General features: G+C 35.5%; 23 protein-coding genes. 9 read left to right on the top strand and 14 right to left on the bottom strand.

Annotated features, from left to right (window positions below; all coding sequences use genetic code 11):
- Positions 1-34: 34 nt before the first annotated feature.
- From lipA to ACFSRZ_RS00365, 7 genes are all read right to left on the bottom strand, one after another.
- On the bottom strand, positions 35-904 hold the full coding sequence (lipA, locus tag ACFSRZ_RS00395; protein ID WP_379664531.1) for a lipoyl synthase: 870 nt from the start codon (positions 902-904) through the stop codon (positions 35-37).
- A gap of 53 nt (positions 905-957) precedes the next feature.
- Entirely contained in the window at positions 958-1,272 is a 315-nt protein-coding gene (locus ACFSRZ_RS00390) for a hypothetical protein (RefSeq protein WP_379664530.1), read from the bottom strand.
- Positions 1,273-1,414: 142 nt separating this feature from the next.
- On the bottom strand, positions 1,415-2,059 hold the full coding sequence (locus tag ACFSRZ_RS00385; RefSeq protein ID WP_379664529.1) for a hypothetical protein: 645 nt from the start codon (positions 2,057-2,059) through the stop codon (positions 1,415-1,417).
- Between the two features lie 29 nt (positions 2,060-2,088).
- Positions 2,089-3,312 carry an Nramp family divalent metal transporter gene (locus tag ACFSRZ_RS00380; RefSeq protein WP_379664528.1) on the bottom strand — a complete coding sequence of 408 codons (1,224 nt, stop codon included), beginning with the start codon at positions 3,310-3,312 and terminating at the stop codon, positions 2,089-2,091.
- Positions 3,309-3,872, bottom strand: a complete 564-nt coding sequence (locus ACFSRZ_RS00375; RefSeq protein WP_379664527.1) for an RNA polymerase sigma factor — start codon at positions 3,870-3,872, stop codon at positions 3,309-3,311. The genes ACFSRZ_RS00380 and ACFSRZ_RS00375 overlap by 4 nt, the downstream gene beginning before the upstream one ends.
- Positions 3,863-4,969: a glycosyltransferase gene (locus tag ACFSRZ_RS00370; RefSeq protein WP_379664526.1), complete on the bottom strand. Its 1,107-nt coding sequence runs from the start codon at positions 4,967-4,969 to the stop codon at positions 3,863-3,865. The genes ACFSRZ_RS00375 and ACFSRZ_RS00370 overlap by 10 nt, the downstream gene beginning before the upstream one ends.
- A 9-nt stretch (positions 4,970-4,978) precedes the next feature.
- Positions 4,979-5,182, bottom strand: coding sequence for a membrane or secreted protein (locus tag ACFSRZ_RS00365; protein ID WP_379664525.1), 204 nt, complete (start codon positions 5,180-5,182; stop codon positions 4,979-4,981).
- A 112-nt stretch (positions 5,183-5,294) separates the two neighbouring features.
- Here ACFSRZ_RS00365 and ACFSRZ_RS00360 point away from each other — a divergent pair, with 112 nt between their 5' ends.
- From ACFSRZ_RS00360 to ACFSRZ_RS00340, 5 genes are all read left to right on the top strand, one after another.
- Positions 5,295-5,876, top strand: coding sequence for an RNA polymerase sigma factor (locus tag ACFSRZ_RS00360; protein ID WP_379664524.1), 582 nt, complete (start codon positions 5,295-5,297; stop codon positions 5,874-5,876).
- 41 nt (positions 5,877-5,917) lie between these two features.
- On the top strand, positions 5,918-6,241 hold the full coding sequence (locus tag ACFSRZ_RS00355) for a hypothetical protein (RefSeq protein WP_379664523.1): 324 nt from the start codon (positions 5,918-5,920) through the stop codon (positions 6,239-6,241).
- A 5-nt stretch (positions 6,242-6,246) separates the two neighbouring features.
- The gene (locus ACFSRZ_RS00350; protein WP_379664522.1) at positions 6,247-6,723 is read left to right on the top strand and encodes a Spy/CpxP family protein refolding chaperone; all 477 of its coding nucleotides are present in this window, start codon (positions 6,247-6,249) and stop codon (positions 6,721-6,723) included.
- Positions 6,724-6,863: 140 nt separating this feature from the next.
- Positions 6,864-8,054, top strand: a complete 1,191-nt coding sequence (locus tag ACFSRZ_RS00345; RefSeq protein ID WP_379664521.1) for a cytochrome-c peroxidase — start codon at positions 6,864-6,866, stop codon at positions 8,052-8,054.
- Between the two features lie 15 nt (positions 8,055-8,069).
- On the top strand, positions 8,070-9,227 hold the full coding sequence (locus ACFSRZ_RS00340) for a YHYH protein (protein WP_379664520.1): 1,158 nt from the start codon (positions 8,070-8,072) through the stop codon (positions 9,225-9,227).
- A 127-nt stretch (positions 9,228-9,354) separates the two neighbouring features.
- Here the strand turns inward: ACFSRZ_RS00340 and murB are convergent, their stop codons facing one another.
- Entirely contained in the window at positions 9,355-10,365 is a 1,011-nt protein-coding gene (murB, locus tag ACFSRZ_RS00335; protein WP_379664519.1) for a UDP-N-acetylmuramate dehydrogenase, read from the bottom strand.
- Complete coding sequence (locus ACFSRZ_RS00330) at positions 10,366-11,556, bottom strand: pyridoxal phosphate-dependent aminotransferase (protein WP_379664518.1); 1,191 nt, start codon at positions 11,554-11,556, stop codon at positions 10,366-10,368.
- Between the two features lie 274 nt (positions 11,557-11,830).
- Here ACFSRZ_RS00330 and ACFSRZ_RS00325 point away from each other — a divergent pair, with 274 nt between their 5' ends.
- Positions 11,831-13,057 (top strand): retropepsin-like aspartic protease, encoded by a 1,227-nt coding sequence (locus ACFSRZ_RS00325; RefSeq protein WP_379664517.1) that lies wholly within the window; start codon positions 11,831-11,833, stop codon positions 13,055-13,057.
- On the opposite strand, the gene ACFSRZ_RS00320 is transcribed toward ACFSRZ_RS00325, so the two are convergent.
- Complete coding sequence (locus tag ACFSRZ_RS00320) at positions 13,054-13,473, bottom strand: DUF1573 domain-containing protein (RefSeq protein ID WP_379664516.1); 420 nt, start codon at positions 13,471-13,473, stop codon at positions 13,054-13,056. The genes ACFSRZ_RS00325 and ACFSRZ_RS00320 overlap by 4 nt on opposite strands.
- A gap of 225 nt (positions 13,474-13,698) precedes the next feature.
- Between ACFSRZ_RS00320 and ACFSRZ_RS00315 the strand changes: the two genes are divergently transcribed.
- Positions 13,699-16,332: a valine--tRNA ligase gene (locus ACFSRZ_RS00315; RefSeq protein ID WP_379664515.1), complete on the top strand. Its 2,634-nt coding sequence runs from the start codon at positions 13,699-13,701 to the stop codon at positions 16,330-16,332.
- 226 nt (positions 16,333-16,558) lie between these two features.
- Here ACFSRZ_RS00315 and ACFSRZ_RS00310 read toward each other — a convergent pair whose 3' ends face one another.
- Positions 16,559-18,001: a hypothetical protein gene (locus ACFSRZ_RS00310; protein ID WP_379664514.1), complete on the bottom strand. Its 1,443-nt coding sequence runs from the start codon at positions 17,999-18,001 to the stop codon at positions 16,559-16,561.
- Positions 18,002-18,150: 149 nt separating this feature from the next.
- Between ACFSRZ_RS00310 and ACFSRZ_RS00305 the strand changes: the two genes are divergently transcribed.
- Positions 18,151-18,969, top strand: a complete 819-nt coding sequence (locus tag ACFSRZ_RS00305; protein WP_379664513.1) for a tetratricopeptide repeat protein — start codon at positions 18,151-18,153, stop codon at positions 18,967-18,969.
- 62 nt (positions 18,970-19,031) lie between these two features.
- Here the strand turns inward: ACFSRZ_RS00305 and ACFSRZ_RS00300 are convergent, their stop codons facing one another.
- A complete protein-coding gene (locus ACFSRZ_RS00300; protein ID WP_379664512.1) occupies positions 19,032-19,469 on the bottom strand; it encodes a hypothetical protein in 438 nt (145 codons plus the stop codon).
- A 233-nt stretch (positions 19,470-19,702) separates the two neighbouring features.
- On the opposite strand from ACFSRZ_RS00300, the gene ACFSRZ_RS00295 reads away from it, so the two are divergent.
- Entirely contained in the window at positions 19,703-22,228 is a 2,526-nt protein-coding gene (locus ACFSRZ_RS00295; protein WP_379664511.1) for a DEAD/DEAH box helicase family protein, read from the top strand.
- A gap of 167 nt (positions 22,229-22,395) precedes the next feature.
- On the opposite strand, the gene ACFSRZ_RS00290 is transcribed toward ACFSRZ_RS00295, so the two are convergent.
- Both ACFSRZ_RS00290 and ACFSRZ_RS00285 read right to left on the bottom strand, forming a co-directional pair.
- The gene (locus ACFSRZ_RS00290; protein WP_379664510.1) at positions 22,396-23,661 is read right to left on the bottom strand and encodes an MFS transporter; all 1,266 of its coding nucleotides are present in this window, start codon (positions 23,659-23,661) and stop codon (positions 22,396-22,398) included.
- Between the two features lie 285 nt (positions 23,662-23,946).
- Positions 23,947-26,877, bottom strand: coding sequence for an FAD-binding and (Fe-S)-binding domain-containing protein (locus tag ACFSRZ_RS00285; protein WP_379664509.1), 2,931 nt, complete (start codon positions 26,875-26,877; stop codon positions 23,947-23,949).

Raw genomic sequence — 26,877 nt, 5'->3', positions numbered from 1 at the left:
AAATCGCTAAAAAATTAGGAATTTAATAATACGCTTAACTAGCGTGTTTGTGCGCTTTGTAAGAAGAACGTACCAAAGCACCACTTTCTACATACATAAACCCTAATTCTAGACCAATTTCTTCATATTTTTTGAATTGATCCGGAGTAATGAATTGTTTTACCGGTAAATGTTTTTTGGTTGGTTGTAGGTATTGACCAATGGTAATAATATCCAAACCAACTTCGCGAAGATCTTTCATGGTTTGAATTACTTCTTCTTCTGTTTCTCCCAAACCTAACATGATTCCGGATTTGGTACGCATACCATTATCTTTTAAGTATTTTAAAACACCCAAGCTTCTGTCGTATTTTGCTTGAATACGTACTTCACGAGTCAAACGACGTACAGTTTCCATATTATGCGAAACTACTTCTGGATGTACTTCAATGATACGATCTAATAATTTCTCGTTTCCTTGAAAGTCAGGAATTAAAGTTTCTAAGGTTGTATGAGGGTTGGCTCTACGGATTGCTTGTACCGTTTCTGCCCAAATAATAGATCCGCCATCTTTTAAATCGTCTCTATCTACAGAAGTAATCACAGCATGCTTAATGCTCATGATCTTAATAGAACGTGCCACTTTTTCAGGCTCATCCCATTCTACTGTTTCAGGTCTTCCGGTTTTTACACCACAGAACCCACAAGAACGCGTACAAACATTTCCTAAGATCATAAACGTAGCAGTTCCTTCTCCCCAACATTCACCCATATTAGGACAGCTACCACTGGTACAAATAGTATTTAGTTTGTACTTATCTACCAGTCCACGAAGCTCTGTGTACTTTTTTCCTACAGGAAGTTTTACACGTAACCATTCAGGTTTTTTCTTTCTTTCCGTTGCTACAACTGTATCGCTACTCATCAATAGAAATATTTAAGCAACAAAGGTACGAAGAAAAGAAATGATTTCAATGCTTAAGCTAAATCTCCAAAAGCAGCAAAACAAAAATTAAAACCTTCATAATTATTTTCGTCATTGTTCCAAAATTGAATCGTACTGTATTCTTTTCCCGGATTGATCGCCGTTGTGATATTCACATTGATATTAGGACCTATTTCTTGATTGGTTCTGTTCACTAATACAGAAGGTACTTCTTTAAAAGGTTTGTCATAAGTAATGGTATACATTTGAGTATACTCATTAAAATCTACAGAAAAATCATTTTTACTGTTACTGGTGTTCGATGTTTTTGTTCCGTTGGGTTGGATATTTCCACTAATACGTGCCATAATACATGATTAATTGATTAATAATGAATCAAGGTATAGGCTAATCAATTGTAAGACAAGAGTTTAAATACGTATTTTTAAGAAAGGGTGTAATTGCTTGACTATAAGTGTTGTAGATATTTGGTTTTTAATTGTAATGATTTTATGCTCTTCTTTTTATCAATGAGAAAAAGAATGACAATAATAGTAATGTGACAAGAGTTAGAGCTGTATACTTATTAAAAACAGAAGGTGATTTATGATATTGCTTTAACTCTTGTTTACTATCAAAGTTTATAGAGTTAAAGAACAAATCTCTGTCTGCTTCATTTAAACCATTTAAATTGGAGTAGGAAAAAGTATAAAAACTCTTATTGACAATAAATAAGTCAACTTCAATTACAATTTTTTCATTATCATTTTTAAAAGTCAGTTTAAAGCCTTTTAAATCATTTTTTATAATTTCTTTACTGGAGCCAAAGTATTGCTCATAAGGTTCGGTAAAAACCCATATGAGATCTGAATATAGTTTGTTTAAGCTTTTGATGTCGTCTGGAGGCCTTATCACCTCTCCATTTGAGGACATTTTTCCCAAAAGTATTTTTTGAGCAACAAACTCTACTGAATCATTTTTAGAGAATATTTGATAAAGCTTTTGATTATTTATGATAGTATCCATTTCATATACCTCATTAGGCATATCTAAATAAACAATAGAATCAAAATCATAAGTACTCCACTCTATATCTTGAGAAAATGAATATTGACAAAAAGTAATGATAAAGAGAACGGCAATTTTAATTTTCATAGTTGGTTTTTTGTGTAAATATAGCTAGCTTATAAGCTGAATAAATACCAAACACTAAATCCTACTAAGAATAAAATACCACAAATACTTAATATTCTTAAATAGATATTAGGGCGATGCTCTTCAGGAGTGTGCTTTCCGGTAATGAGAATATAATTCAAAATGGCATAGAAAGGAGCAGTTAAAAAAGACAGTACGGTAGCTATCTTTACCATTAAGCCCATGTTGTCTCTAAAATATCGGAGAATAACATAAGTTCCCAATCCTAAAAGGATGATCCAAAACCAGTAGTTCAATTTTGTTTTTTTATTGAAGAGTAAGTTATTGGCTAAAGTCATAGTTCTAGGCGATGCATCTAATGTAGTTATGGTAGTGCTAAACATGGTGGTAAAGGCAGCAATAGCAATAAAGATATATGCAAAATCGCCTAAGCTGCTTGTGTACAATTCAATAAGCTGTCCGGCAAAAACCCCTCCCGAACCGGAGAAAGTCTCACCTGATTTGTGCATCACTAAAGCACCTAACATCACAAAACATACCGCAAGGAAAATGGTACCGATATACCCTACATTAAAATCAAAAATAGCTTGCTTAGGACTGATCTTTTGAAAAGTGGTTTTCTCTTTTTCTAAAGACCAAATAGATTGCCAAATAGAAATATCTAGCGGAGCAGGCATCCATCCCAAGAAGGCGATAAGAAACGTGATCTCAACGGTTCCTTGAGGTAATACCTGAGAAAAATCAAAAGTATCGGTAGTTTTAAAAAGAGCCACATTTACAGCTACAATAGTACATATGGTTAGCAACAATATGATATACTTCATCATACTGTCCAGTAGTTTGTACCTACCAACTAACAGAACAACAATGCTTACTCCGGTGATGATCAATGACCAATCTACCATTTCGATACTGAGTCCAAAAAGGTTTTTAGCCAACCCTGCAGTTACAATAGTAACAGCAGCTTGTATGATAAACATAGTTACAAAGCTCACTACATAACTAGCAATTAAAATACCTTTTCCCAGTCTTTTGTAACCATCCAATAAGGTTTCTCCGGTTGCAGCAGCATACCTGGGACCAAATTGAAAGAAAGGGTATTTAAATAAGTTGGCAAGTAACAATGCCCATAACAAACCAAATCCAAATTCAGCTCCGGCTCTGGTAGATTGTACCAAATGGGAAACCCCTACCGCGGCTCCTGCAAAAAGGAGTCCCGGGCCTAAAGAACGTAAAATGGATTTTGCACTCATGATCTTTTTATGATTTCTGCTAACAATTTTTTGGCACGAAGTAACTTCACCTTTACATTGTTCATTGGCTCTCCAATCTGTTCAGAAATCTCTTTATAGCTCAACTCTTGAAAATAGCGCAGATGAATAACTTGCTGATATTTAGGCTTCAGTTGTTTGATATCTCTCAATAGTTTAGCGAGATTTTGTTCTGTAATGATCTTGTCTTCCGGTGAAGGACTATCATCAGCCACAGCATAAGCCTCTTCTTCTTGTTCTCGGGTAGTTTTAAGGTTCAAAGAAGATTTATTCTTACGAACCATATCGATATGGATATTCTTTGAAATTGTAATTAGCCAAGTCTTGAACTTATACTTTGCATCAAACGAATCGATCTTGTCAAAAGCTTTGGAAAAAGATTGGATGGTAATATCTTCTGCATCATTATCATTTTGAGTTCTCTTGAGTTGATACTGATATACATCACTCCAAAAATGATCGAGCAAAAAGTTAAACGATATCTGACTTCCTTCTTTTGCTTGTCTGATGTGATGATTTAGAATCTCTTCAGTTATTTCCAATGGGTGGGTTTTGAAATCGTGTTGGCAATAAATATAGTAATTTGAAATAAGACCAAAAAGATTTCTAGCAGAGGTAAGAAATAAATAACCTGTGTTTCTTTTAGTTTCTTGGCTGAAACACCTAAAGCAATATAATTGAATACGAAATACAAACCTATGATAGGTAAGGACATTTCAATAGGTTCTGAGTACACGATAAAAGGAGCTAGCAACCAAAAAGAGAATTTAGATACAAAGAAAAGCCCTAAAAAGAATTTGTGCTTGAACTTGTATAAGGAAGCTGTAGATATATGCCTTCTTTTTTGACGAAACCATTCAGTAAAACTCTTTGGAGCTTCAGAAATGGTAAAACTATCAGGATGATAACTAATGGCTGTATTCTTATTGTTTGCAGCATCTTTTATAAACAGATCATCATCACCGGAACGCACCTGAATATGATTGATAAACCCTTTAACTTTAAAAAACTCTCCTTTGGTATACGCCAAGTTTCTACCAACTGCCATGTAAGGCGATCCTAAACGCGCATAACTAAAATACTGCACAGCGGTAAGTAATGTCTCAAAACGAATCATTAGATTCACTAGAGAGTAGCCTACATATTTATATTTTCCATAGCCCAAAACAATACTCTTGGTTGTAGAGAACTGTTGACTCATTTGCGAGATCCAATGTGCAGATGCAGGAGCACAATCAGCATCTGTAAAGAGCAAATGATCGTATTTGGCAGCTTTAATTCCCAGTGTTAAGGCGTATTTTTTATTTCCCCAAAAAGCTTCGTTGTTTTCCACATTAACAATCCTGATACGGGAATCTTTTTCTTGAAAATTTTGAAGCACTTCCAAAGTATTGTCAGAAGAAGCATCATTGATCAATACCAATTCAAATTTCGAATGCTCTTGTTGCAAAAGCAAAGGAATCAATCTTTGAAGATTGGTTTCTTCATTCTTAGAACAAACAATTACAGAGACAGGAAATTCTGTTGTAGTTTTACTTTGCTTGGATTGATGAAAAGCAAAAGAAAAAAAAGAGATAAAATAGATCAATTGTATTACCGTAACAGCTACAAAGATGTAGAAGAGTACAGTAAAGATCATTTCAAAAAATTATTGGTGAGAAGTCTCAGTACACGTATCAAACTGGTCTGGAGTCTTACCACAAAAACCACAAGCTTCACCCGTAGTATTCAAAGCAGGATTTTGACTCGCACAAGTTCCGGCAAACTCACCATCCTTTTTAGCCCAGATCTTAATAGCAATACCTGCAATAGCTAAGGCTAATAATCCTAATGTGATAAATAAAAGTTTCATTCAAATACGTTTTTATGTGTGCAAAGATAATCATATTCTCAGAAAAAATAATTCCAAATGATTGAGTTATTCTAAGTTTTTTATACTTTCGGAAGAGCAGAATTCTACTTTTTTGACTAACCAAGACGAGTTCATAAGAAAACTAAAAAAAGGGAGCGAAGCAGCTTTTGCAGAGTTATTAGATGAGTATCAGCAAAAAGTGTTTCATACCTGTATTTCTTTTGTGCCAAATAAGGAAGATGCAGAAGATATAGCACAAGAGGTTTTTTTAGAAGTATATAGATCTGTGCATAAATTCAAAGGAAACTCTAAGCTCTCTACTTGGATCTACAAAATATGTACAAACAAGTGCTTGGAATTTATACGAAAGAAAAACGCCAAGAAGAGATTTGCTTTTATGCAAACGATATTAGGAGATGAGATTCCGTTAGACAAAACAAGTTTTTTTACAGAGTTCAATCACCCCGGAATTTTATTGGAAAATAAAGAGAAATCAGAGACGATCTTTTTAGCTATAAACACCCTGCCCGAAAGTCAGAGGGTAGTATTTACACTAGCAAAGATCGATGGTAAAAGCTATCAGGAGATCGTAGAGATCACCGGAAAAAGTTTGTCCTCTGTAGAATCTATTATGTTTAGAGCAAAGAAGAATTTACAGAAGAAATTAGAAAATTTTTATAAAAACGAATCATAAACGCAAGTTTTGAAAAGATATTGCATCTTAAAGAAATAGAGATGAAAACAAATAAAAACAACAGTATAGAAAATAACAATACTTTCGATGTTTTAGATGAGATTCAAGAAGTAAAGGTGAGTCCTTTCTTTAAGAACAAAGTATTGAACCAAATTGGCCAAGAATCAGAAGAAAAAGTACCGTCGTTGGCATGGTTTACTCCACAACTGCAATTAGCAGCATTCGCATTAATTGTCATGATCAATGCTACAGCCATTTATTTTTCGTTTACTTCACAAGGGATAGATCAAGAGCTAACAGGTTTTGAGGCTTTTGTTGAAGATTACGATTTAGATTATTCAGATTCAGATCTCACATTAAACTAAATGACATGAGAAAAAAACTACTATATGCCTTCTTGCTTATCATGTTGATCATCAATGCACTGTTGTTGTATATGATCTTGGATAAGAAGATGGGAAAACAACCTCAAAAAGGTCCAGGTTTTCTTACAGAAGAGCTTAACTTTACTGAAGAACAAAAAGATCGCTTTTTCATGTTAGATCGTGTGCATCGACGTGAAATGATGCAATTAGATGACGAGTTAAGAGATTTGAGGAAGAAATTATTCAATTCTTTTGCAGAAGAAGGGTTCTCTCCGGATTCTATTACTTCCAGAATTGGAGAATTAGAAGAAGCCAAGCAAAAAGAAATGTATGCCTTTTTTAAAGAAGTAAGAAGTTTGTGTGATGAAGATCAAGCAAAAATATTCGATAAAATTATAGATAAAGTACTGCGACGAAGAGGTCCAAAAAAACCGGGTCCAGACAGACGAGGCCCACCGGGACCTCCCGAAAGAGATTTTTAAAATAAACCCTGACAACTGTCGGGGTTTTTTATTTTAATTCAATTTTTTTTTAGCACAAGCACAAGTTTTTCTTTTCGCTTACATCCAAATGATAAAACGACCTGTTTTTACAACCATTGTTTCATTTAAAAAGATGTATTATGAGGAACTTAAAAAATATTTTACTGCTGATCTTAGCGATTAACATTATTTCATGTGCTAGCGAAGAAGAATATGTAGACATCACAAATGATGATATTGTAAACGACGGTGACGATGGAGATGTAACTGATGATGATATTTTAGCATTGACATTAAATTTACCAACGACTTCGTTTAACTATGCCAATATTATCCTTCCGATTTATTTTTTAGACAACCAATTGCAAGACGAAGACAACACGCCAAACAATAATCCCATCACAGATGCCGGAGCAACTTTAGGGAGAGTTCTTTTTTACGATAAAAAACTATCGGCAAACAACACTGTTTCCTGCGCTTCTTGTCACATTCAAGAGAATGGCTTTTCAGACCCAAATACTTTAAGTATTGGATTTGAAGGAGGATTAACAGGAAGAAACTCTATGGGATTGGCCAATGCTAAGTTCTATAACAATGGAAGGTTTTTCTGGGATGAAAGAGCAGACTCACTTGAAGATCAGGTTTTAATGCCTATCCAAGATGCCGTTGAAATGGGGTTGACTTTAGATGAGTTGACCAATAAAGTAGCAGCAGAAGAATATTATCAAATTTTATTTACCAGAGCTTTTGGTGATGCCAATGTTACAACCGAAAGAATATCTATGGCTTTAGCACAATTTGTAAGATCTATGGTTTCTTATGAATCAAAATTTGATCAAGGAATGGCACAGGTAAACAATGAAAATACTCCGTTTCCAAACTTTACAGCTTCAGAAAACCTTGGAAAGAACTTATTCTACAGTAACAGAACTCGATGTTCAGACTGTCATGATACCAATGCTATGGTAGGTGATGCAGCTAGAAACAATGGTTTGGATGCAATCCTCACAGATTTAGGTGTGGGAGGAGTTACCGGAAACAATGGAGATAGAGGAGAGTTCAAAGTAGGTTCGTTAAGAAACATAGAACTCACAGCGCCTTATATGCATGACGGACGATTTGCAACACTAGGAGATGTGATCGATCATTACGATACAGGAGTACAAAATAGTGCCGACTTGGATAACAGATTGAGAGTTGGAGGAGGACAAGTAAGAAGGTTGAATCTTACTCCAGCAGAAAGACAAGGCTTGATCGATTTTCTACTCACACTTACAGATAACAACTTTGTAACAGACGAAAAGTATTCAGATCCATTCAAAGAGAATTAAAAGCACAGAATAACGATGAAAGATCAATTCACATTAGCAATAGCGCTATCCATAACCATAGGAATATCAGCACAAGAAAAGAATGGAACTTTTTCTGTAACCAGTGGTATAAAATGTACCCAAACCTTAACGCAAAAGAACAAGGTAACAGAAAAGACCAAAGGAGATTACAGGATTATTACAGCCAATGCTATTCCGGATCATAAGGTAGGAGAGTTCCCCAATCCGGGAAATCCAAATACCATCAGTGAGCAAAACAAACAATATAATATTCCATTGAACCCTAAAAAAGCAAGTAAACTGACATCTGTATCTGCAGACGGATTTGGAAAAGGATTTCCGGCTTATGAGTTTGGTGTAGCGTTAAACGGAGTAAAGTTAGAACCTACAGCAGCTGAATTCTTTGGAGGAAGAGGCAGAAATATGAATTCTGATTGGACATTGGAAGCATTGAGTACCAATGTAAATTTAGGAGACGATTGTAATAATGCACATGTACAACCTACCGGAGAATATCATTACCACGGAACTCCTTGGGAGTTTATAAAAAGTATGAAGAAAGAAGGGATGCAGCAAGTAGGATGGGCAGCAGATGGATTCCCGATCTACTACAAATTTGGTTATGAAGATCCGATGAATGCAGGCTCAAAAGTAATCGCTCTAACGTCAAGCTATCAATTAAAACAAGGAAAGAGGCCGGGAGATGGAAAAACAGCTCCGGATGGTAACTATGACGGTACCTACGTAAGAGATTTTGAATATGTAGAAGGTCTGGGAAATCTAGACAAGGCAAACGGAAGATTTGGGATTACTCCCGAGTTTCCTAAAGGAACATACTATTATGTAATTACAGATGATTTTCCTTCGCTACCAAGATATTTTGTAGGAACACCAAGCAAAGATTTTGCTGTTGGAGGCGGCATTCTAGGAAACGGAGGTAGAAGAATGACTAGAAACAGATTTGGAAACAATAGAAGACAGTCGCCACCAAGTAGCGAAGAGATTCTTAAGATGATGGATAGAAATAAAGATGGGAAAATCAGTAAAAAAGAAGCTAGAGGCCCATTGAGTGATCACTTTGATAAAGTAGATGTAAACGGAGATAATTATATAAGCAAAGAAGAGTTGGACAAGGCGCCAAGACCCGAAAGAGGTAGAAGGAGAAGAAATTAAGAGGCAAAAACAACTTTTTATGAGTATTTGTGTCTAAATAAATAGAGGTAGAACAGGACTATAAAAACATTTGGTTTTGGTTGGTTAATTAAATGCAAAAGTCTTCCGATTCTCGGGAGGCTTTTTTTTATCTAATTACATTCACCTCAATCTCTAGTGAGATGCCAAAAGTATTTTGAATGGTTTGCTGAATTTCTTGTGCTAATTTGTAGATGTCTTTTCCACTAGCATTTCCATAATTCACAAGCACCAAAGCTTGTTTTTTATGTACGCCAAAATCGCCAAAACGCTTTCCTTTAAACCCGGCAGTTTCAATCAACCATCCCGCTGGAACCTTTACTTCTTGCTCAGAAATAGGATAACTAGGAATGTTGGGGTAAGCTTCTTTAAGTTTTTCAAAATGATCTGTAGAGATCACAGGATTTTTAAAAAAGCTACCGCTGTTTCCAATTTCTTTAGGGTCTGGTAATTTAGATTGACGAATCTTAATTACCGCATTGGAAATATCTTTGATGGTAGGAGAAGCAATTCCTTGTGTATTTAACTCAGCTTCGATTGCTCCGTAACTCGTATTTAAAGTGTGATTTTTTTTAGTCAATCGGAAACTCACAGAAGTCAATACACATTTACCTTTCAGTTCATTCTTAAAAATGGAATTTCTATATCCAAATAGACACTGCTCATTAGAAAATTCGATTCTTTTTCCGGTAGCAATATCAATTCCCTCTACTTTGGTGATCACGTCTTTAACTTCTACGCCATACGCACCAATATTCTGAATAGGGCAGGTACCCACATTTCCCGGAATCAAAGAAAGATTTTCTATTCCTCCATAATTTTGATCCAGGCACCACAAAACAAACTGATGCCAATCTTCACCGGCATTAACAGTAAGATTCACATGGCTTTCCGATTCAGCATCAATAGAAATCCCTTTGATATTTACATGAACAACCAGCTTTTCAATATCGCCGGTCAATAACATATTACTTCCGCCACTTAGTAAGAAAATATCTTTCTCTTGTTTAATGACTTCTTGAAGCTCATAAAAGCTCTCTACAGAAACAAAACGTTTGGCAGTAACATCGATACCAAACGTATTGTATTCTTTAAGTGATATGTTTTGTTGAATGTTCAACTAGGAATTGTATTGGTTTAAGGCATTCTTTAAGATCTCAACACAACGAGTTAGATCTTTCTTGTTTAATACATATGCAATACGAACCTGATTCTTTCCTTCTCCTGCTGTAGAGTAGAATCCTCCTGCCGGAGCAACCATTACAGTTTCGTTATTGTCATTAAACTTTTCTAATAACCATTGAGCAAAAGCATCTGTATCATCTACAGGAAGCTCTGCAATACAATAAAAAGCTCCTTTTGGGTTTGCAACTTTTACACCTTCGATCTTTTGCAATTCAGAGATCAACGTATTTCTACGCTCTACATATTCTTCAATTACATCATCAAAATAACTCTGCGGAGTATCTAAAGCGGCTTCACTGGCAAGCAATGCGTAAGTTGGTGGACTCAAACGCGCTTGCGCAAATTTGATCGCTGTATTGATAAAATTCTGATTCTTAGAAACAATACAACCAATTCTTGCTCCACACATACTGTAACGCTTAGAAACAGAATCGATCATAATAGCATTTTGCTCCAATCCTTCTTCAGACATTACAGAATGATGCGTATTTCCATCGTACGCAAATTCTCTGTATACTTCATCAGCAATCAAGAACAGATCGTGTTTAAGAACAATCTGCTTTAGTTTTTCTATTTCTTCTTTACTGTATAAGTATCCGGTTGGGTTTCCGGGATTACAGATCAAGATCGCTTTGGTCTTTGAAGTGATTAGTTTTTCAAAATCTTCAATTTTTGGCAAAGCAAAATTATCATCAATCGAAGAGATCACAGGAACCACTTTTACTCCTGAAGCGGTAGAAAAACCATTGTAATTCGCATAAAAAGGCTCAGGAATAATAATTTCATCACCCGGATCAGTAATACTTCCAATAGTAAATAATAAAGCTTCAGAACCTCCGGTAGTAGCAATAATATCATTAGAACCAACGTGAATGTTGTTCTTTTGATAATAAGCCGCTAGCTTTTCTCTGTATTCTTCAGAACCTTCAGAGCGAGCATAAGACAATACTTCAATAGTATTGTTCTTTACAGCATCTAATGCAACTTGTGGTGTTTTAATATCTGGCTGACCAATATTCAAATGATAAACCTTAGTTCCGTTCTTCTTTGCAGCTTCTGCATAAGGAACCAATTTACGGATAGGAGATTCGGGCATTGCTTGCCCCTTATGTGATATCGATGGCATTGTTTAAAAATTGAATTTTCACATGCAAATTTGCGAAATAAATTTTATAAATAAGATAGTTTTAGAGGTTGTTTTGAAAGGTTAAAGTTTTCTAAAAAAGAAAAGGAAATTTCTTAAAATTTGTACATTTAGTTAAGAAACTCAACTGCATTTGAAAAAACATGTTACTCTTTTTGCCTTACTATTTTGTCTAATAAGCTCTAGCACAGTTGTTAGTCAGAGCGGTTTTCGTTTTTTTGATCCCACTCAGAAGAAGACCAAGGTAAAATTCCGATTGATCAATAATTTGATTGTAATTCCACTAGAGATCAATAATAGAAAATTGAACTTTATTTTAGATACAGGGGTCAATAAAACCATCCTTTTTAACCTTTCAGATCAAGACAGTCTTGAGTTAAAGAATGTACAGAAGGTTAATTTACAAGGACTAGGAAACGGAGAAGCAGTAGAATCTTTACTATCCAGAAATAATACCTTTACACTAAATAATCTGATTAGTTATAACGAGTCTATACACCTGGTTGTTAATGACAAGTTTGATCTATCAGCAAAAATGGGGATTACCATTAACGGAATTATTGGATATCGATTGATCAAAGACATGATCGTAAAGATCGATTACAACAAAAAGTACGTCACTTTTTACAATCCCAAAAACAATACAATACGAAAATGTAAATCCTGTGAAGAGTTCAAAATAGAGCTCATCAAAAATAAGCCATACATGTATGCAGATGCGCAGGTAGACACTATTGGAAACACACTAACACCGGTAAAACTCTTGATCGATTCAGGAGGAAGTGATGCCTTTTGGTTGTTTGAACATACCAAGAGTAACATTATGACTCCTAATAAGCATTTCAGAGATATTTTAGGAGAAGGGTTAAGCGGAACCATCTACGGAAACCGTAGCCGAATTCCTAGAATGAAGATCGGTAGTTTTGAGATCATGGAGCCTACAGTATCGTTCTTAGATACGGTTTCTACCAAGATAGCTCGTAGGGTAATAGGAAGAAATGGAAGTATAGGAGGAAATATCTTAAAACGATTCAGAGTGTGGATTGATTATCCAAACAGACGCATCATTTTAAAGAAAACAGGTTCTTTAAAAGGAGGATTCAACTATAATATGAGTGGATTGGATGTAATTCACAACGGAAGACGATTGGTAAAAGTAGAAGAAGCACCTAAGATAAATACAGGATATTCTAGAAACAGTCAAACTTCAGGAAATACCAGTGTTTCTGTGGTAACTACCTATCGTTATAAATTCCGACCGTCTTATAGAATTCATAATGTGGTAGAAGGATCGCCGGGGCATAAGGCAGGACTCAAAATAGACGATGTTATTTTAACGATCAATAGAAGACCGGCACATGTGTACAAGCTGAGTGATATTAACAGACTTTTTCAGTCGAGCAACAACAGACGCATCATTCTAAAGATAGAACGAGACGGAAAAGAATATACCTATAAATTTCGTTTGAAAAGGATTATCTAGCTATCGTTAGAAAGCATGCTCTTTTTCTTTTCAGGAGCAGCTACTCTTTCTACATATCCTTTGATCTTTACCATTTTACGTGGAGTCTTTGCGTTAGAAAAAATGGTAATAGCTTTAGAAAATCCGCCTACTCTTTTGGTGTCGTAAGAAATTTCAATCGTTCCTTTTTCTCCCGGCATAATTGGTCGTTCAGGTTTTTTAGGAACTGTACATCCACAAGAAGCTTGAATTCTGGTAATGATCAACGGAGACTTTCCTACGTTGGTAAATTCAAACACACGTTTTCCATCAGAACCCAGTGCAATCTTACCGTAGTTTAAGGTCTCGGCTTTAAATTTAAAAATAGGTTTGTCATCTTGACCAAAAGAAGAGAAACCCACAAACAAGATCAAAGCAAAAGTCAATACAGCTCTCATAAGATTTTCTTTTTTGTAAAAGTACAAATAAATCATCCGCAAAAAAGTTAAAGTTTTTGAATACAATAGTTAATGAGTTTTTAGCACTTAGTGTTTAGTACTCAGTTTTCAACTTCAACTTCAAGATTCAATTTCAATTTCAACCATCTTTACTCTCTTTTCATTTCTTAAATATTGGAGATAGTTGTACTTTTGTAGGCTATATTCAAAAAGTATTCCAAATTTATGAGCATTCCATCAAAATATGATGCAACTTCAGTAGAAGACAAGTGGTATGATTACTGGATGAAACACAATTATTTTCATTCAGAAGTAGATGACAGAGAACCGTATACAATAGTAATTCCGCCACCAAATGTTACCGGAGTCTTGCACATGGGACATATGTTAAACAATACCATTCAAGATGTATTGATTCGTCGTGCTCGTTTATTGGGTAAAAATGCTTGTTGGGTTCCGGGAATGGATCATGCTTCTATTGCTACAGAAGCAAAAGTAGTAGCAAAATTAAAGGAGCAAGGAATTGATAAGAACGATTTAACTAGAGAAGAGTTCTTGGAGCATGCTTGGGAATGGAAAGACAAGTATGGAGGAATCATCCTTGAGCAATTAAAGAAGTTAGGAGCTTCTTGCGATTGGGATCGAACAAAGTTTACAATGGATCCGGATATGTCTGAAGCCGTGATCAAAGTGTTTGTTGATCTGTATAACAAAGGATTGATCTATCGTGGATACCGAATGGTAAATTGGGATCCTGAAGCACAAACAACCTTGTCTGATGAAGAGGTGATCTATGAAGAGAGAAATGATAAGTTGTACTATGTACAGTATCAGATCGAAGGAGAAGAAGAATTCGTAACCATTGCAACTACACGTCCGGAAACAATTTTAGGAGATACAGCCGTATGTATCAACCCAAATGATGAGCGTTATACACACTTGAGAGGAAAGAAGGTAATTGTTCCTCTTTGTAACCGTGTAATACCAATTATTGAAGATGATTATGTAGATATTGAGTTTGGTACAGGGTGTTTAAAAGTAACTCCTGCACATGATGTAAATGATAAAGAAATTGGAGATCGTCACAAATTAGAAGTGATTGATGTATTGAATGCTGATGGATCTATGAATAGTTTCGGAATGCATCACCAAGGAAAAGATAGAGTAGTAGCCAGAAAAGATGTTGCCAAGGAATTAGAAGAAATGGGACGTTTGGTGAAAACAGAAAGTATTACGCACAATGTAGGAACTTCTGAAAGAACCAAAGCTGTGATTGAACCAAGATTGTCAGATCAGTGGTTCTTAAAGATGGAAGAATTGGCAAAACCTGCGCTGGATGCTGTATTAAAAACAGGAGAAGTAAAGTTATTCCCAAAAAAGTTTGAGAATACCTACCGTCATTGGATGGAGAATGTTCGCGATTGGAACATCTCTCGTCAGTTGTGGTGGGGACAACAAATTCCTGCCTACTTCTACGGAGAAGGAAAAGAAGATTTTGTGGTAGCGGAAAGCAAAGAAGAAGCATTACAACTAGCAAAGGAGAAAACTCAAAACTCAAAACTAACCATTGAGGATCTAAAACAAGATCCGGATGCTTTAGATACTTGGTTCTCGTCTTGGTTATGGCCAATTTCTGTATTTGACGGAATCCGTAACCCTGAGAACGAAGAGATCAAATATTACTACCCAACCAATGATTTGGTAACCGGACCGGATATCTTATTCTTCTGGGTAGCACGTATGATCATTGCCGGATACGAGTACAAAGACGAACGTCCGTACGAGAATGTATATTTAACAGGATTGGTACGCGACAAACAACGTAGAAAGATGTCGAAATCCTTAGGAAATTCACCGGATGCCTTAGGATTAATAAAAGACTTTGGAGCAGATGGAGTTCGTGTAGGATTGTTGTTGAGTTCTGCTGCTGGAAACGATTTGTTGTTTGACGAAGCATTATGTCAGCAAGGAAAAGGATTGGCAAACAAAGTGTGGAGTGCATTTTACTTAACAACACTTTGGGAAACTTCAGAAGAAGTTGCGCAACCGGAATCTAGCAAGTTGGCAATCAAATGGTATCGTTCTAAGTTTCAGAAGACATTAGCTGAGATCGAAGATCACTATAGCAAATACCGTTTATCGGATGCTTTGATGGCGATCTATAAATTGATCTATGATGATTTCTGCGGGTTGTTCTTAGAGATCGTTAAGCCTCCATATCAGCAGCCTATTGATGCGAAAACCTATGCAGAGGTGATCGATATTTTTGAAGATAACTTAAAGATCTTACATCCGTTTATGCCATTCTTAACAGAAGAAGTATGGCAAACGTTAAAAGAGAGAACTCCGGAAGAAGCATTGATCATTGCGAAGTATCCTGAACAAACTTCTTTTGATGAGGAGTTGATCTCTAACTTTGATTTTGCTACGGATGTTGTATCAGGGTTGAGAACCGTTAGAAAAGAAAAGAACATTGCTTTTAAAGAAGCCATTGAAGTATCTGTGATCAATAATGAAGGATTTACATCAGAATTCAATTCTGTAATTCAGAAATTGACCAATGTATCACAGATCAATGAAGTAAAAGAGAAAATAGACGGAGCATCATTTAGAGTAAAATCAAACGAATATTTTGTGCCGATTTCTTTAGACAATATCAACGTAGAAGAAGAGATCGAAAAGTTAAACAAAGAGTTGAAGCGCGCAGAAGGATTCCTATTCGGAATTCAGAAGAAGCTGTCTAACGAACGCTTTGTAAACAACGCACCGGAGCAAGTAATTGCTTTAGAGCGCAAGAAAGAATCAGATACCTTGGCAAAGATCGAGACTATCAAGTCTAGTTTGGCATCTTTGCAATAGGATAAGAAGTAAAGATAAAAGAGTATAGAGAACCACGCTGAAAAGCGTGGTTTTTTTGTTTAATCACTTTCTTCTGCAGCTCTATAAACACTAGCACTGTGACCAGTTCTACTGTTATGGTCTTCGGCTGCTCGATACGCATCAGCCTTTTTACTAAAAATAGGGCTGTGGTAATCATTTTCTGGGCATATAACAATCCACATAATTTTAAATTTAATGGTTAATATTAAAAGTTAAAGGGAAAAATAGCTTGCAACCCTATTGTATTTCTATTTAGTATGGATTTTTTGCTATTTGAAGTATTGAAAATATCGTTAGCACGATAAAATATTTCTAGATTAACAGTATTTTTTTGTTTGTCTTTATCCTTAAAAGGGAAAAGAATTCCAATTTGAAATGAACTAACTGGCTTAAAGTTTTCTCTCATCAAAACTGTAGGGTTTAAATGAACAGCCATATCTTCTTTTGTTGAAAAAAACTTGAAGTAGTCAGCGTAAATTAACCCATTTGTTAAGTCATTTAAGTAAGCTCCGGAAAATGCATTTTGTTTAGTTGTTTTTTCTCTTCCAGTATTAACATCAATAATCGTAGTATCTACAATTTCTACTTGATCCAAAGAAGATAAGTTGTGGGTCACTTCTAATTTCCCTCCTATTGAAAAATATTCTCTTCCTCGATACTTAAGAACTTTTTTAATAATTCCATTTTCTCTAACGATTCGAGCATTATTTTGATGATTGAAATTAAAAAAGATTGTTTGTGAGGTATAACTCTGTTTTGACAGTTGCTCACTTAGAGGTAGTGATTCATCAAACAAAGAAAATGAATCATTTGTTGCTTTATATCCAAAAGATAACCATGAAAAAGAAGAAGCATATGGCCTTAAATCTTTTATTTTCTCTTCTAAATCTTTAACTTTTTTAGAGCTTTCTAATCTATATGCAGTAGCTAACTCATCATATTTAAGTTTGTCAAAATAATCTTGACTTCTTTTCATTTCTTCAAGTAAAGAGCTAATTCTTTTCGCTTTTTCCTGTGCGGCCTTAATTTTTTTCTGTAGAGGTTTAATCTTGTATTTAGGTTCAGAGTTAGATACGAGAATAGCAATTGCTGCTTTATCTTGAATAGTATCATTTTTTATCTTTAATAACTCAGCGTCTAACTTGTTTTTTTCTTTGTTATATGCAGCTTTACTTGTTTGATTAAAAAAAGCGAATCTTTTTTTCTGTAGCTTTCTTTTTTCCTCTTCAATAGCGAGTTTTAGGTTAAGCTCTTCTGTATCATTTATAAAAATAACGTTGTTTTTCCTGTTCAGCTTTCTCAACATAACGTTATATGATGCACCAAAACTTACTTTACTGTTTAACCTACCTTCCTGAAAAACAGCTGCTATCCCATTAATAGCACCTCCAGATATTTCTATATTAATTACATTAAAGTCATCTGTAATAAAAAAAGCTGATGCAGATAGCGTTTTGTTATCAGTGCTTATGGCTGCAAAATTTCCAATAGAGGAGAAGGTGTTTCCTGTGGCTACACGTGCAAATTCTCTTGCTAGTTTAGCTTTGTCTTCTTTAGTAGGGGTAATTTCCTGAGCATTCATGCTCTGTACTGATAATGATAAGTTCAATAACAGTACAAATGTTTTGATGATTGTATAGTTTTTCATGACGCGAATATTTGAAGACCAAATTAGTGGCTAGATGAAAAGATCGTATTCCCTATAAGTAGGTAAAATAGGATTAGAAATAGAAAAGACTGTTGAATAGTGGCTTTTTTAGTACATTTAATCCATACTAACTTCATTTAAAAATTGTTATGGGACTCTTTAATTTCTTCAAGAAGAAAAAAGTAGGCAATGAGCCTAAACAACCCGTTCAGGAGCAGAAGCCACCAACATTAAAATTTACAGACAAAAACGGTAATGAGATTACTACTGAAGAATTGGCGCAAGCTACAGGTAGGTATCAATATGAGATGATTGGTGTTAACAATGCTTCCGAAGAAGCAATGGTATTGCATAATGAAGCTCGACAGTTTGGACAAGCAGGAGAGTACGATCTAGCAATTGAAAAGCTGTTTTTAGCGCATGAGAGATCACCCAAATGGCCATATCCATTGTATGACTTGGCTTTTACCTATATGTTAAAAGACGATTACGATAATGCATTGAAGTACTATCAAATGACCGATGTATTGGCCCCAAACGGATTCTTTACCTCCAAAATAGCTGTATTTACATTGAAAAAAGAACAAGAAGGTGTTTTTGAAAAAGGATTGTATAGAAATTACATTACGCTCGAATGGGTTCAAGACCCGGAACAGAAAGCGGAGTTTTTAGATGTTCTAGTAACAAAATTTCCTAACTACGCTCCTTACTGGAAAGATTATGCCAATACCTTAGACGGAGAGGAAAGAATCAATGCACTAGAAAAAGGCTTGCAATTGGATTGCGATGTAGAAACCGAAGGAAGCTTAAAAATTAATAAAGCATTAGCTATTGATTATATCCAAAAAGATACCGAAGGAGCTATTAATATTCTCTTGGAAGTGATCTTTGACAAATCTTCCACATTTGGGAATGTAGAACTGGCAAAATTTGTATTGAAGAATATTTCAATCAACAGTGATCATTGATAACTGACAACTAATAATTGATTATTGAAAAAAAGCCGCTCATCAGCGGCTTTTTTATTCTTTTACGCAGGTTTGTAATTCTTATAATACTGCATCAGGATGAACGAACAGACCACAGAAGAGGCCATTCCTTCAATAAACAAAGCAAAGGAAATTAACGGCATGGTAACCGTACCTGTCCATAAAAATGACTCCTGGATCAAAGCGATAAAGCTCGGTTCAAACAGATTTACATAGAGGATTAATCCTACAATAGACATTCCTACTGCCAGGGCAGAGGTACCAATTCCGATCGCCAGATTTCGCACGTATAAAGTTTCGCCGTTGGCTAAGATATTTGTTTTGATAGAGCGATTGACACCCCACAAAACAAAAACAAAGTTGATAAAACGAAGCTCAGAACGTGTTTCCAACCCCAGCAGTTTCATTACAAGAAACCATAGCACGATTCCTGAAAAGATCAGGAATGCATTTTTTAACATGATCTTATTCGTTGCCATTTGGAATTATATTTTCTATAAAGTTAGTATAAAAAATACTGACTGTCAATAGGTTAGTTGTTTTTGGGTAAGAAAGAGCCGTTCAACTACAGGAAATTGTCGATGAAATTAAGGTTTTCCGTAAGGATGTTTATGGGTAACCTGATAATTTCAAATTTTCTATATCTAATAATTTATTTGAGATATAGATTATAAAAATCGATTCATAATTACTTAACCAAACTTGTAAAATAATGGTAGATTTTAGGAAGAGACTTAATAAATCAGAAATAGAGAAAAAGATAGATCCAATAGAGATATATGATTCTCTAGATAGAAGAAGTGTTGCAGGACCATTGAGACCTGCTCAAAATAAAATACTTTCAGAATGGTATAAATCATATAAATCTCAAAAAGATTTAATTGTTAAACTACACACGGGTGAAGGTAAAACGTTGATTGGGCTATTAATACTTCAATCTAAAATTAACTCAGGAAAAGGTCCATGTTTGTTTATATGCCCTAATAAATATCTTGTTCAACAAGTAAGGAAGGATGCAAAGAAGTTTGGAATAAATTATTGTGCGATTGGGGAAGATAATTCATTACCTAATGAATTTGTGGATGGAAAAAAAATCCTGATAACTCATGTTCAAAAAGTTTTTAATGGTAAAACTATTTTTGGTTTAGGGCATGATTTTATACCTGTTGAAAATATAATTCTAGATGATTCGCATGCATGTATTGATTCTATTCGAAAAGCATTTACTATAAGCCTTAAAAATGATCATATAGTATATAAAGAGTTGTTTGAGTTGTTTAAAGATGCTCTTCCAGAACAAGGAGAAGGTACTTTTTTAGAGATAGAAAATGGTGATTACAATTCTTTTTTACCAATTCCCTATTGGAACTGGATAGATAAATTTGATGAAGTTCTTCAAATAATATCTTCTCAACGAGAAGATTTATCGATAATGTTTTCATGGCCTTTTATAAAGGATAATTTAAAAAATTGTCAAGCATTTATTTCAGGAGAAAGTATAGAGATTAGTCCAATTCATATTCCTATAGAGAAGTTTTCATCATTTCATAAAGCAGGGCAAAGGATACTGATGTCTGCAACAACTCAAGATGATTCTTTTTTTATTAAAGGACTTGGATTTAGCTCTGAAGCAATAAAGAATCCATTAGATAATCCAGACCAGATATGGTCTGGTGAAAAAATGTTAGTTATTCCTTCTCTAGTAGATGATAGTTTAGATAGAGACAAGATGGTTAATAATTTAGCAAAACCATCAGATAAAAATTATGGTTTGGTTTCGTTAGTATCTTCATTTGATAAATCTAAAACTTATGAGAAATTAGGAGCGTTGATACCTAAATCAAGTGAAGTTTCTGCAGCAGTAGACCATTTAAAAAAAGGAAAGTTTAAGCAGACTATAGTATTTGCTAATAGGTATGATGGTATTGATTTACCAGATGAGACATGTAGGATTCTTGTTATAGATGGAAAACCTTTTTTTCGTTCTTTATCGGATAGATATGAGGAATCAAATAGGATGGATAGTGATTCTATTAATATTAAGATTGCTCAAAAAATCGAACAAGGGCTAGGTAGAAGTGTTAGAGGGGAAAAAGATTATTCTTTAATACTTATTGTTGGAGCAGACTTGATAAAGTTCATAAAGAGCTCCAGAACAAACAAGTATTTTTCACCTCAAACCAAGAAACAAATTGAAATTGGAATGGAAATAGCCCAAATGGCATCTGATGAAATAACAGGGGAAAAAGAACCTTTTGATGTTGTTAAATCTCTAATGAAGCAAAGTTTACAACGTGATGAAGGATGGAAAGAATTTTATAAAGAGGAAATGAATAGAATTCAGATAGAAAAATCTTCAAGTACAATATATGAAGTGCTAACCTTAGAGAGGAAAGCTGCAGAGTTAAATTATAAAGGTGAGTATGAAAAGGCAAGTGAACTGATACAGCAAATTGTTGATAATCACTGCAAAGATGATAGTGAAAAAGGATGGTATCTTCAAATAATGGCTAGATATAAATTTATTCAAAGTAGAAAAGATTCTAATAGTCTTCAAAAAAGTGCTTTTCTTAAAAATAATGAATTACTAAAACCAAGTGAAGGTATTACTTATCAAAAATTAGAATATGTAAATGAAAATAGAATTAAGAGAATAATCGATTGGATAAAAAAACACAAAAACTTTGAGGAATTAATGCTGTCGGTTGAAGGAGTATTATCTAATTTAGAGTTTGGCATTACGGCAGAAAAATTTGAGTCAGCTATGAAAGAACTGGGGCTAATGCTCGGTTTTTTAAGTGAAAGACCAGATAAAGAGTTCAAGAAAGGACCAGATAATTTATGGTGTGGTGTTGGTAATCAGTATTTTATATTTGAGTGTAAAAGTAAAGTAAAAGTCGAAAGGCAAGAGATAAACAAACATGAAGTAGGACAAATGAATACTCATTGTGGATGGTTTGAAAATCAATATAATAATGAACCTGTTAAAAGAGTTATGATAATTCCAACTAAAAATGTCTCTTTTCATGCTGATTTTACTCATGAAGTCGAAATAATGAGAAGAGGAAAGCTAAGGAAGTTTCGAAATAACGTAAAAAGTTTTTTTAGAGAGCTTAGTAAATATGAAATAGATTCTCTTTCAGATGAAAGAGTCCAAGAATTTGTTAATATTCATCAATTAAGAGTAGATGACTTACTTAGTGAATATTCTGAAAAGTATTATAAGAAAACAAGTTAAGAAAGATAAATTAGATTATTCGGATTATAGTTAATTAGTTCTGAGTTATCTGCCAATAAAGAGAGTTTATAAATCAGCTGGCGCAGATTTCTTGTGCTGAGCTTGCCGAAGCATAATCCGTGACTAGATAGAAAGAACCCGTCTACCAATAAAGCAGTTTTATAAATCTAAACCACCCTCGTTCCAATCACCTTACGGAAACCTAGAGTAGCCAATAAACCTACAAGCGGAAATAAAGTAAAGAGCTGAAATAAATGTTGGTATTCAACCACCGTGGGATTTTCGCCTAGCATATATCCTGACAAAAGCGACATAAAAATATCCGGCGTATAACCAATAAAAGAAATGATTCCTACCAAAGTTCCTGTTACTGCTAGTGGAATCTTTGCTTCCTCAATAATCGCAAAGTACAAGCCACGTAGCGCGTAGGTACCGATGACCATTAAGACAAAGGTAAAGATGGACATCAGAACAGGTAGATCATCCAACAATCCAAACCCGATCAAAGAAGAACAAAGCATCATTGCCACAAAGCAAGTAAGAATCAATTTCGATGGAATGAACTTATCTGCAATCCACCCGATGGTAATCGCCGCAACCGGACGTAACCACTGAATCAGTACCCCAAAAAAGGAAGCCTCTTCCAAACTGTAATCCCACACATCTTTTGCATAAGTAGCATAAACATCTGTGATCTTGTAAGCCGAATACGCACAAACGATGATCAGCATATGAAAGATCACTTTCGGTTTTGTAATCAGTTTTAAAGCCGCTTTAAAATCGATACTGACAATATTCTCTTCTTGATCTTTACTCTTTTCTTCTTGCCCAGGCAACATTCTCCATACAAAAATAGCCACCAGTAAAACCACTACAGTAACAAATCCAATAATGTATTGCATGGTTTGCACTTTGTCTTCATAGGTTACCTGCGTAGCATCTTCAGGAAAGAACAAACTCGGAATAAAAGCTCCAAACGTAGCAATAGCCGCTGCAAAAGCACCACGACCGCCATCCAGCAATCCGAATGACAACCCTTGATTGTTCTCATTTCCCCATTGTCGAGTAGCTTTTATGAGAGCGGCCCAAAAAAGTAGGATGGTAGAAACTCCCCAAAATCCGTATAGGATACGCAGACTCTCAAAAGAAGGGATGGTAATCATCCAAAATCCACCCAAAGCCGTTAAAACCAAGGAAGCCGCTAGTAACTTTCGAGCCTCCATCTTATCTGCAAAAAAGCCTCCAAAAATGTAGGAGATCATGGCTGTGATTCCGTACAAAGCTTGCGCTTTTCCAATTTGAAGATCTGTAATTACAAAAGCTTCACGAATGATAGGACGGAAGACACGCATTAAAATAAACGGCAAGAGAAAAACAGCTTCTCCCGCAACTATTAAAGCAAAAATAGACAGGGCTTTGTTAGGTTTCGACACGTTGGATGGGTTTAATCCTGTGTAAATTAGGAATTTTTCACGATCAGAGACTTGAAATGAGAATATTTAACAACAATCAGTGATCAGTTATACAATTATCATTTATGCAATTGTCAATTATCAGTTGACAATAATCAATAATCAATGATCACTGTTAATTGTTCATTGAAGTATTGTTCATTGTAACTGTTCTCTGAGTGAAGTCGTGCTCCCTGAGCGAAGTCGAAGGGAGAAATAACCCTCTCAACCATATTTGAGTTAACACAAAACATATAAACTTATAAACTAAAAATTAGAAACCGCCTCCTTCAAAATAGTCACCGGGTGTTTAGCTACACGCTGCGTACCATCTAAGATCTGATGTCGGCAACTCGTACCCGAAGCCGCAATAATAGTCGATTTTGGAGCCTTTCGCACTTTCGGAAACAAGGTATCTTCACCCACTTGCATACTTACCTCATAATGCTCTTTTTCATACCCAAAAGAACCTGCCATTCCGCAACATCCTGTGTTCATGATCACCGGTTTGTAGTTTTTGGGAATGTTTAAGATCTGAAAAGTAGCATGCGTGCTAGAAAGTGCTTTTTGGTGGCAATGCCCATGAATTTTGATCTCTTTTGCATCACTCGTAAATATATTTGCGTTTATATGGCCATTCGCAAATTCATTTGCGATAAACTCTTCTATTGTAAATGTATTTTCGGCAATTTGTTTTGCTGCTTCTTTATCATCAGCCAAACGTAAATATTCGTCTCGGAAGGTAAGAATGGCAGAAGGCTCTATTCCTACCAATGGACTGTCTTTAGAGATAAAGGTTTTTAGAAACTCGATGTTCTCATTTGCCAGTTCTTTGGCTTCTTTTAAGAACCCTTTAGAAATATAGCTACGGCCACTTTCTAAATGATCTACAGGAATCATCTTATAATCCAAAACACTCAACAACATCTCTGCATCAACCGCAATTTCAGACTCCAGGTAGTTGGTAAATTCATCCACAAAAAGATACACTGTTTTGATGGTTTCTTTTTGCACATCCTCACCCAAAGACTTGGCATGATTGTAAAAAGATGTATAGCTTTTAGTGGCTTTTGGAATGGTTCTGTTCGGGTGAATTCCCATTACACGCTTGATGATAGGCGCTGTAATTGGGCTGCGCGCAAAGGCATTGTACAATCCCGGAACCTTAGAAGCCAATTTGTTTACCTTGGTAGAATTGGCAAAAGATTTACTTCTAAAAGAATATCCGTTCTCTTCTTGATATTGATATAAAAACTCTGCTTTTAAAGCAGCAACATCTACATTACTTGGGCATTCGCTGGCACAAGCTTTACAGCTTAAACAAAGATCAAAAACCTCTTTTAACTCTTTATGATCAAACTTATTTACCTTCTCTGAGTTGGTTAAGAACTCACGCAAAGTATTGGCACGCGCACGTGTAGTATCCTTTTCATCTTTGGTGGCTCGGTAACTCGGACACATGGCTCCGCCTACAGCCGCAGGCTTTCTACAATCTCCAGATCCGTTACACTTTTCAGCCAAACGTAAAATACCCATATTGTCAGAGAAATCCTGTAGCGTATCAATCTCAGGCTCGTTTCTATCTACCTCATAACGCAAATGCTTATCCATAGGAAAAGCATCTGTAATCTTTCCTTGGTTAAATACATTATTAGGATCAAAAGCCTTTTTGATACGGCGTAACAACTGATAGTTTTCTTCTCCAATCATCAACGGAATAAACTCCGCACGAACAATTCCGTCTCCATGCTCACCACTAAACGAACCGCCGTATTTCTTTACCAACTCAGCAGTTTCTGTAGTAATGGTTCTAAAGAGCTTTACATCTTCAGACTTCTTTAAATTCAAGATAGGACGTAAGTGAATCTCTCCGGCTCCGGCATGTGCATAATACACAGCCTTTTGCTGATGACGTTCCATCATTTGGGTAAACTCTTCGATATAATCAGGCAAATCGTTCAAAGCAACGGCAGTATCTTCAATACAAGCCACAGCTTTCGGATCGCCAATCATATTTCCCAACAATCCCAATCCCGCTTTACGCAGATCAAACAAACGTTTGATATCTCCGCCCGATATTTTAGGATGATGATATCCAAAATTGTTTTGTTTCAGATCTTCGATCAAAGCATCAGCCAAGCGTTCTGTTTCTTCAGGAGTATCTGCAGATACTTCCAACATCAATACAGCTTCCGGGTCTCCTTTGATAAAAAAGCGATTCTGCGCTTGCTCACGATTACTCTTGGTACAATCTAAGATTACCTTATCCATCAATTCACAAGTGTACAGATCGTGTTTCATGGCCAAAACGGTAGCTTTTAAGCTCTCGTTTACACTCTCAAAGTGAGAAGCCACAATCATACTTTCTTTGGGTTGTACATCGTCTAATTGTAAGGTGATGGCTGTAGAGAATACCAAAGTACCTTCACTACCCGATAATAACTTGGCAACATTAATGGTTTCTTGATCTCCACCAAACAACTCAGAATGCAGCAATTCATCTACCGCATACCCTGTATTTCTTCTGTGGATAGAATCTTTAGGAAACTCAGTATGAATATCCTGTTGTATTTTTTCTTGAGAAAGTTCGTTTTTTAAAGCCCGATAGATCTTTCCTTCTAAAGTATTTTCTAAAACTTTTGTCTTGAACTCTTGTGAAGTCAATTCGCCAAAAGTTACAGGAGTTCCATCACTCAATAACCCTTCAATTTGCAATACCTTATCACGAGTCACTCCGTATTTGATAGAAGTACTACCCGAAGAATTATTCCCAACCATTCCGCCAATCATACAACGATTAGAGGTAGAGGTGTTGGGGCCAAAGAACAATCCGTAAGGTTTCAAGAAGAGATTAAGCTCATCTCTAATAACTCCGGGCTGAACGGTTATTGTTTTAGCAACTTCATCAAAGCCCAATACTTGCGTAAAATATTTAGAAACATCTACCACAATACCTTCTCCCACGCATTGTCCGGCTAAGGAAGTTCCGGCGGTACGCGGAATCAAAGTAATCTGTTGTTTTTGAGCAAACTCAATTAGTTTTTGAATATCTTCAATCTCTTTAGGAAAAGCAACGGCTAAAGGAATTTTACGATATACAGAAGCATCCGTAGCATAAATACTCTTATGCAGGTCATCAAAATATAGTTCTCCTGTTAAAGAAGATTGCAATGCTTGTAAGGCTGTAGTTTGGACCAT

Source organism: Pseudotenacibaculum haliotis (genome assembly GCF_042684245.1).
Taxonomy (GTDB): domain Bacteria; phylum Bacteroidota; class Bacteroidia; order Flavobacteriales; family Flavobacteriaceae; genus Polaribacter; species Polaribacter haliotis_A.
The sequence above is the reverse complement of the archived record's forward strand: the minus strand, read 5'-3'. Positions and strand labels throughout refer to the sequence as shown.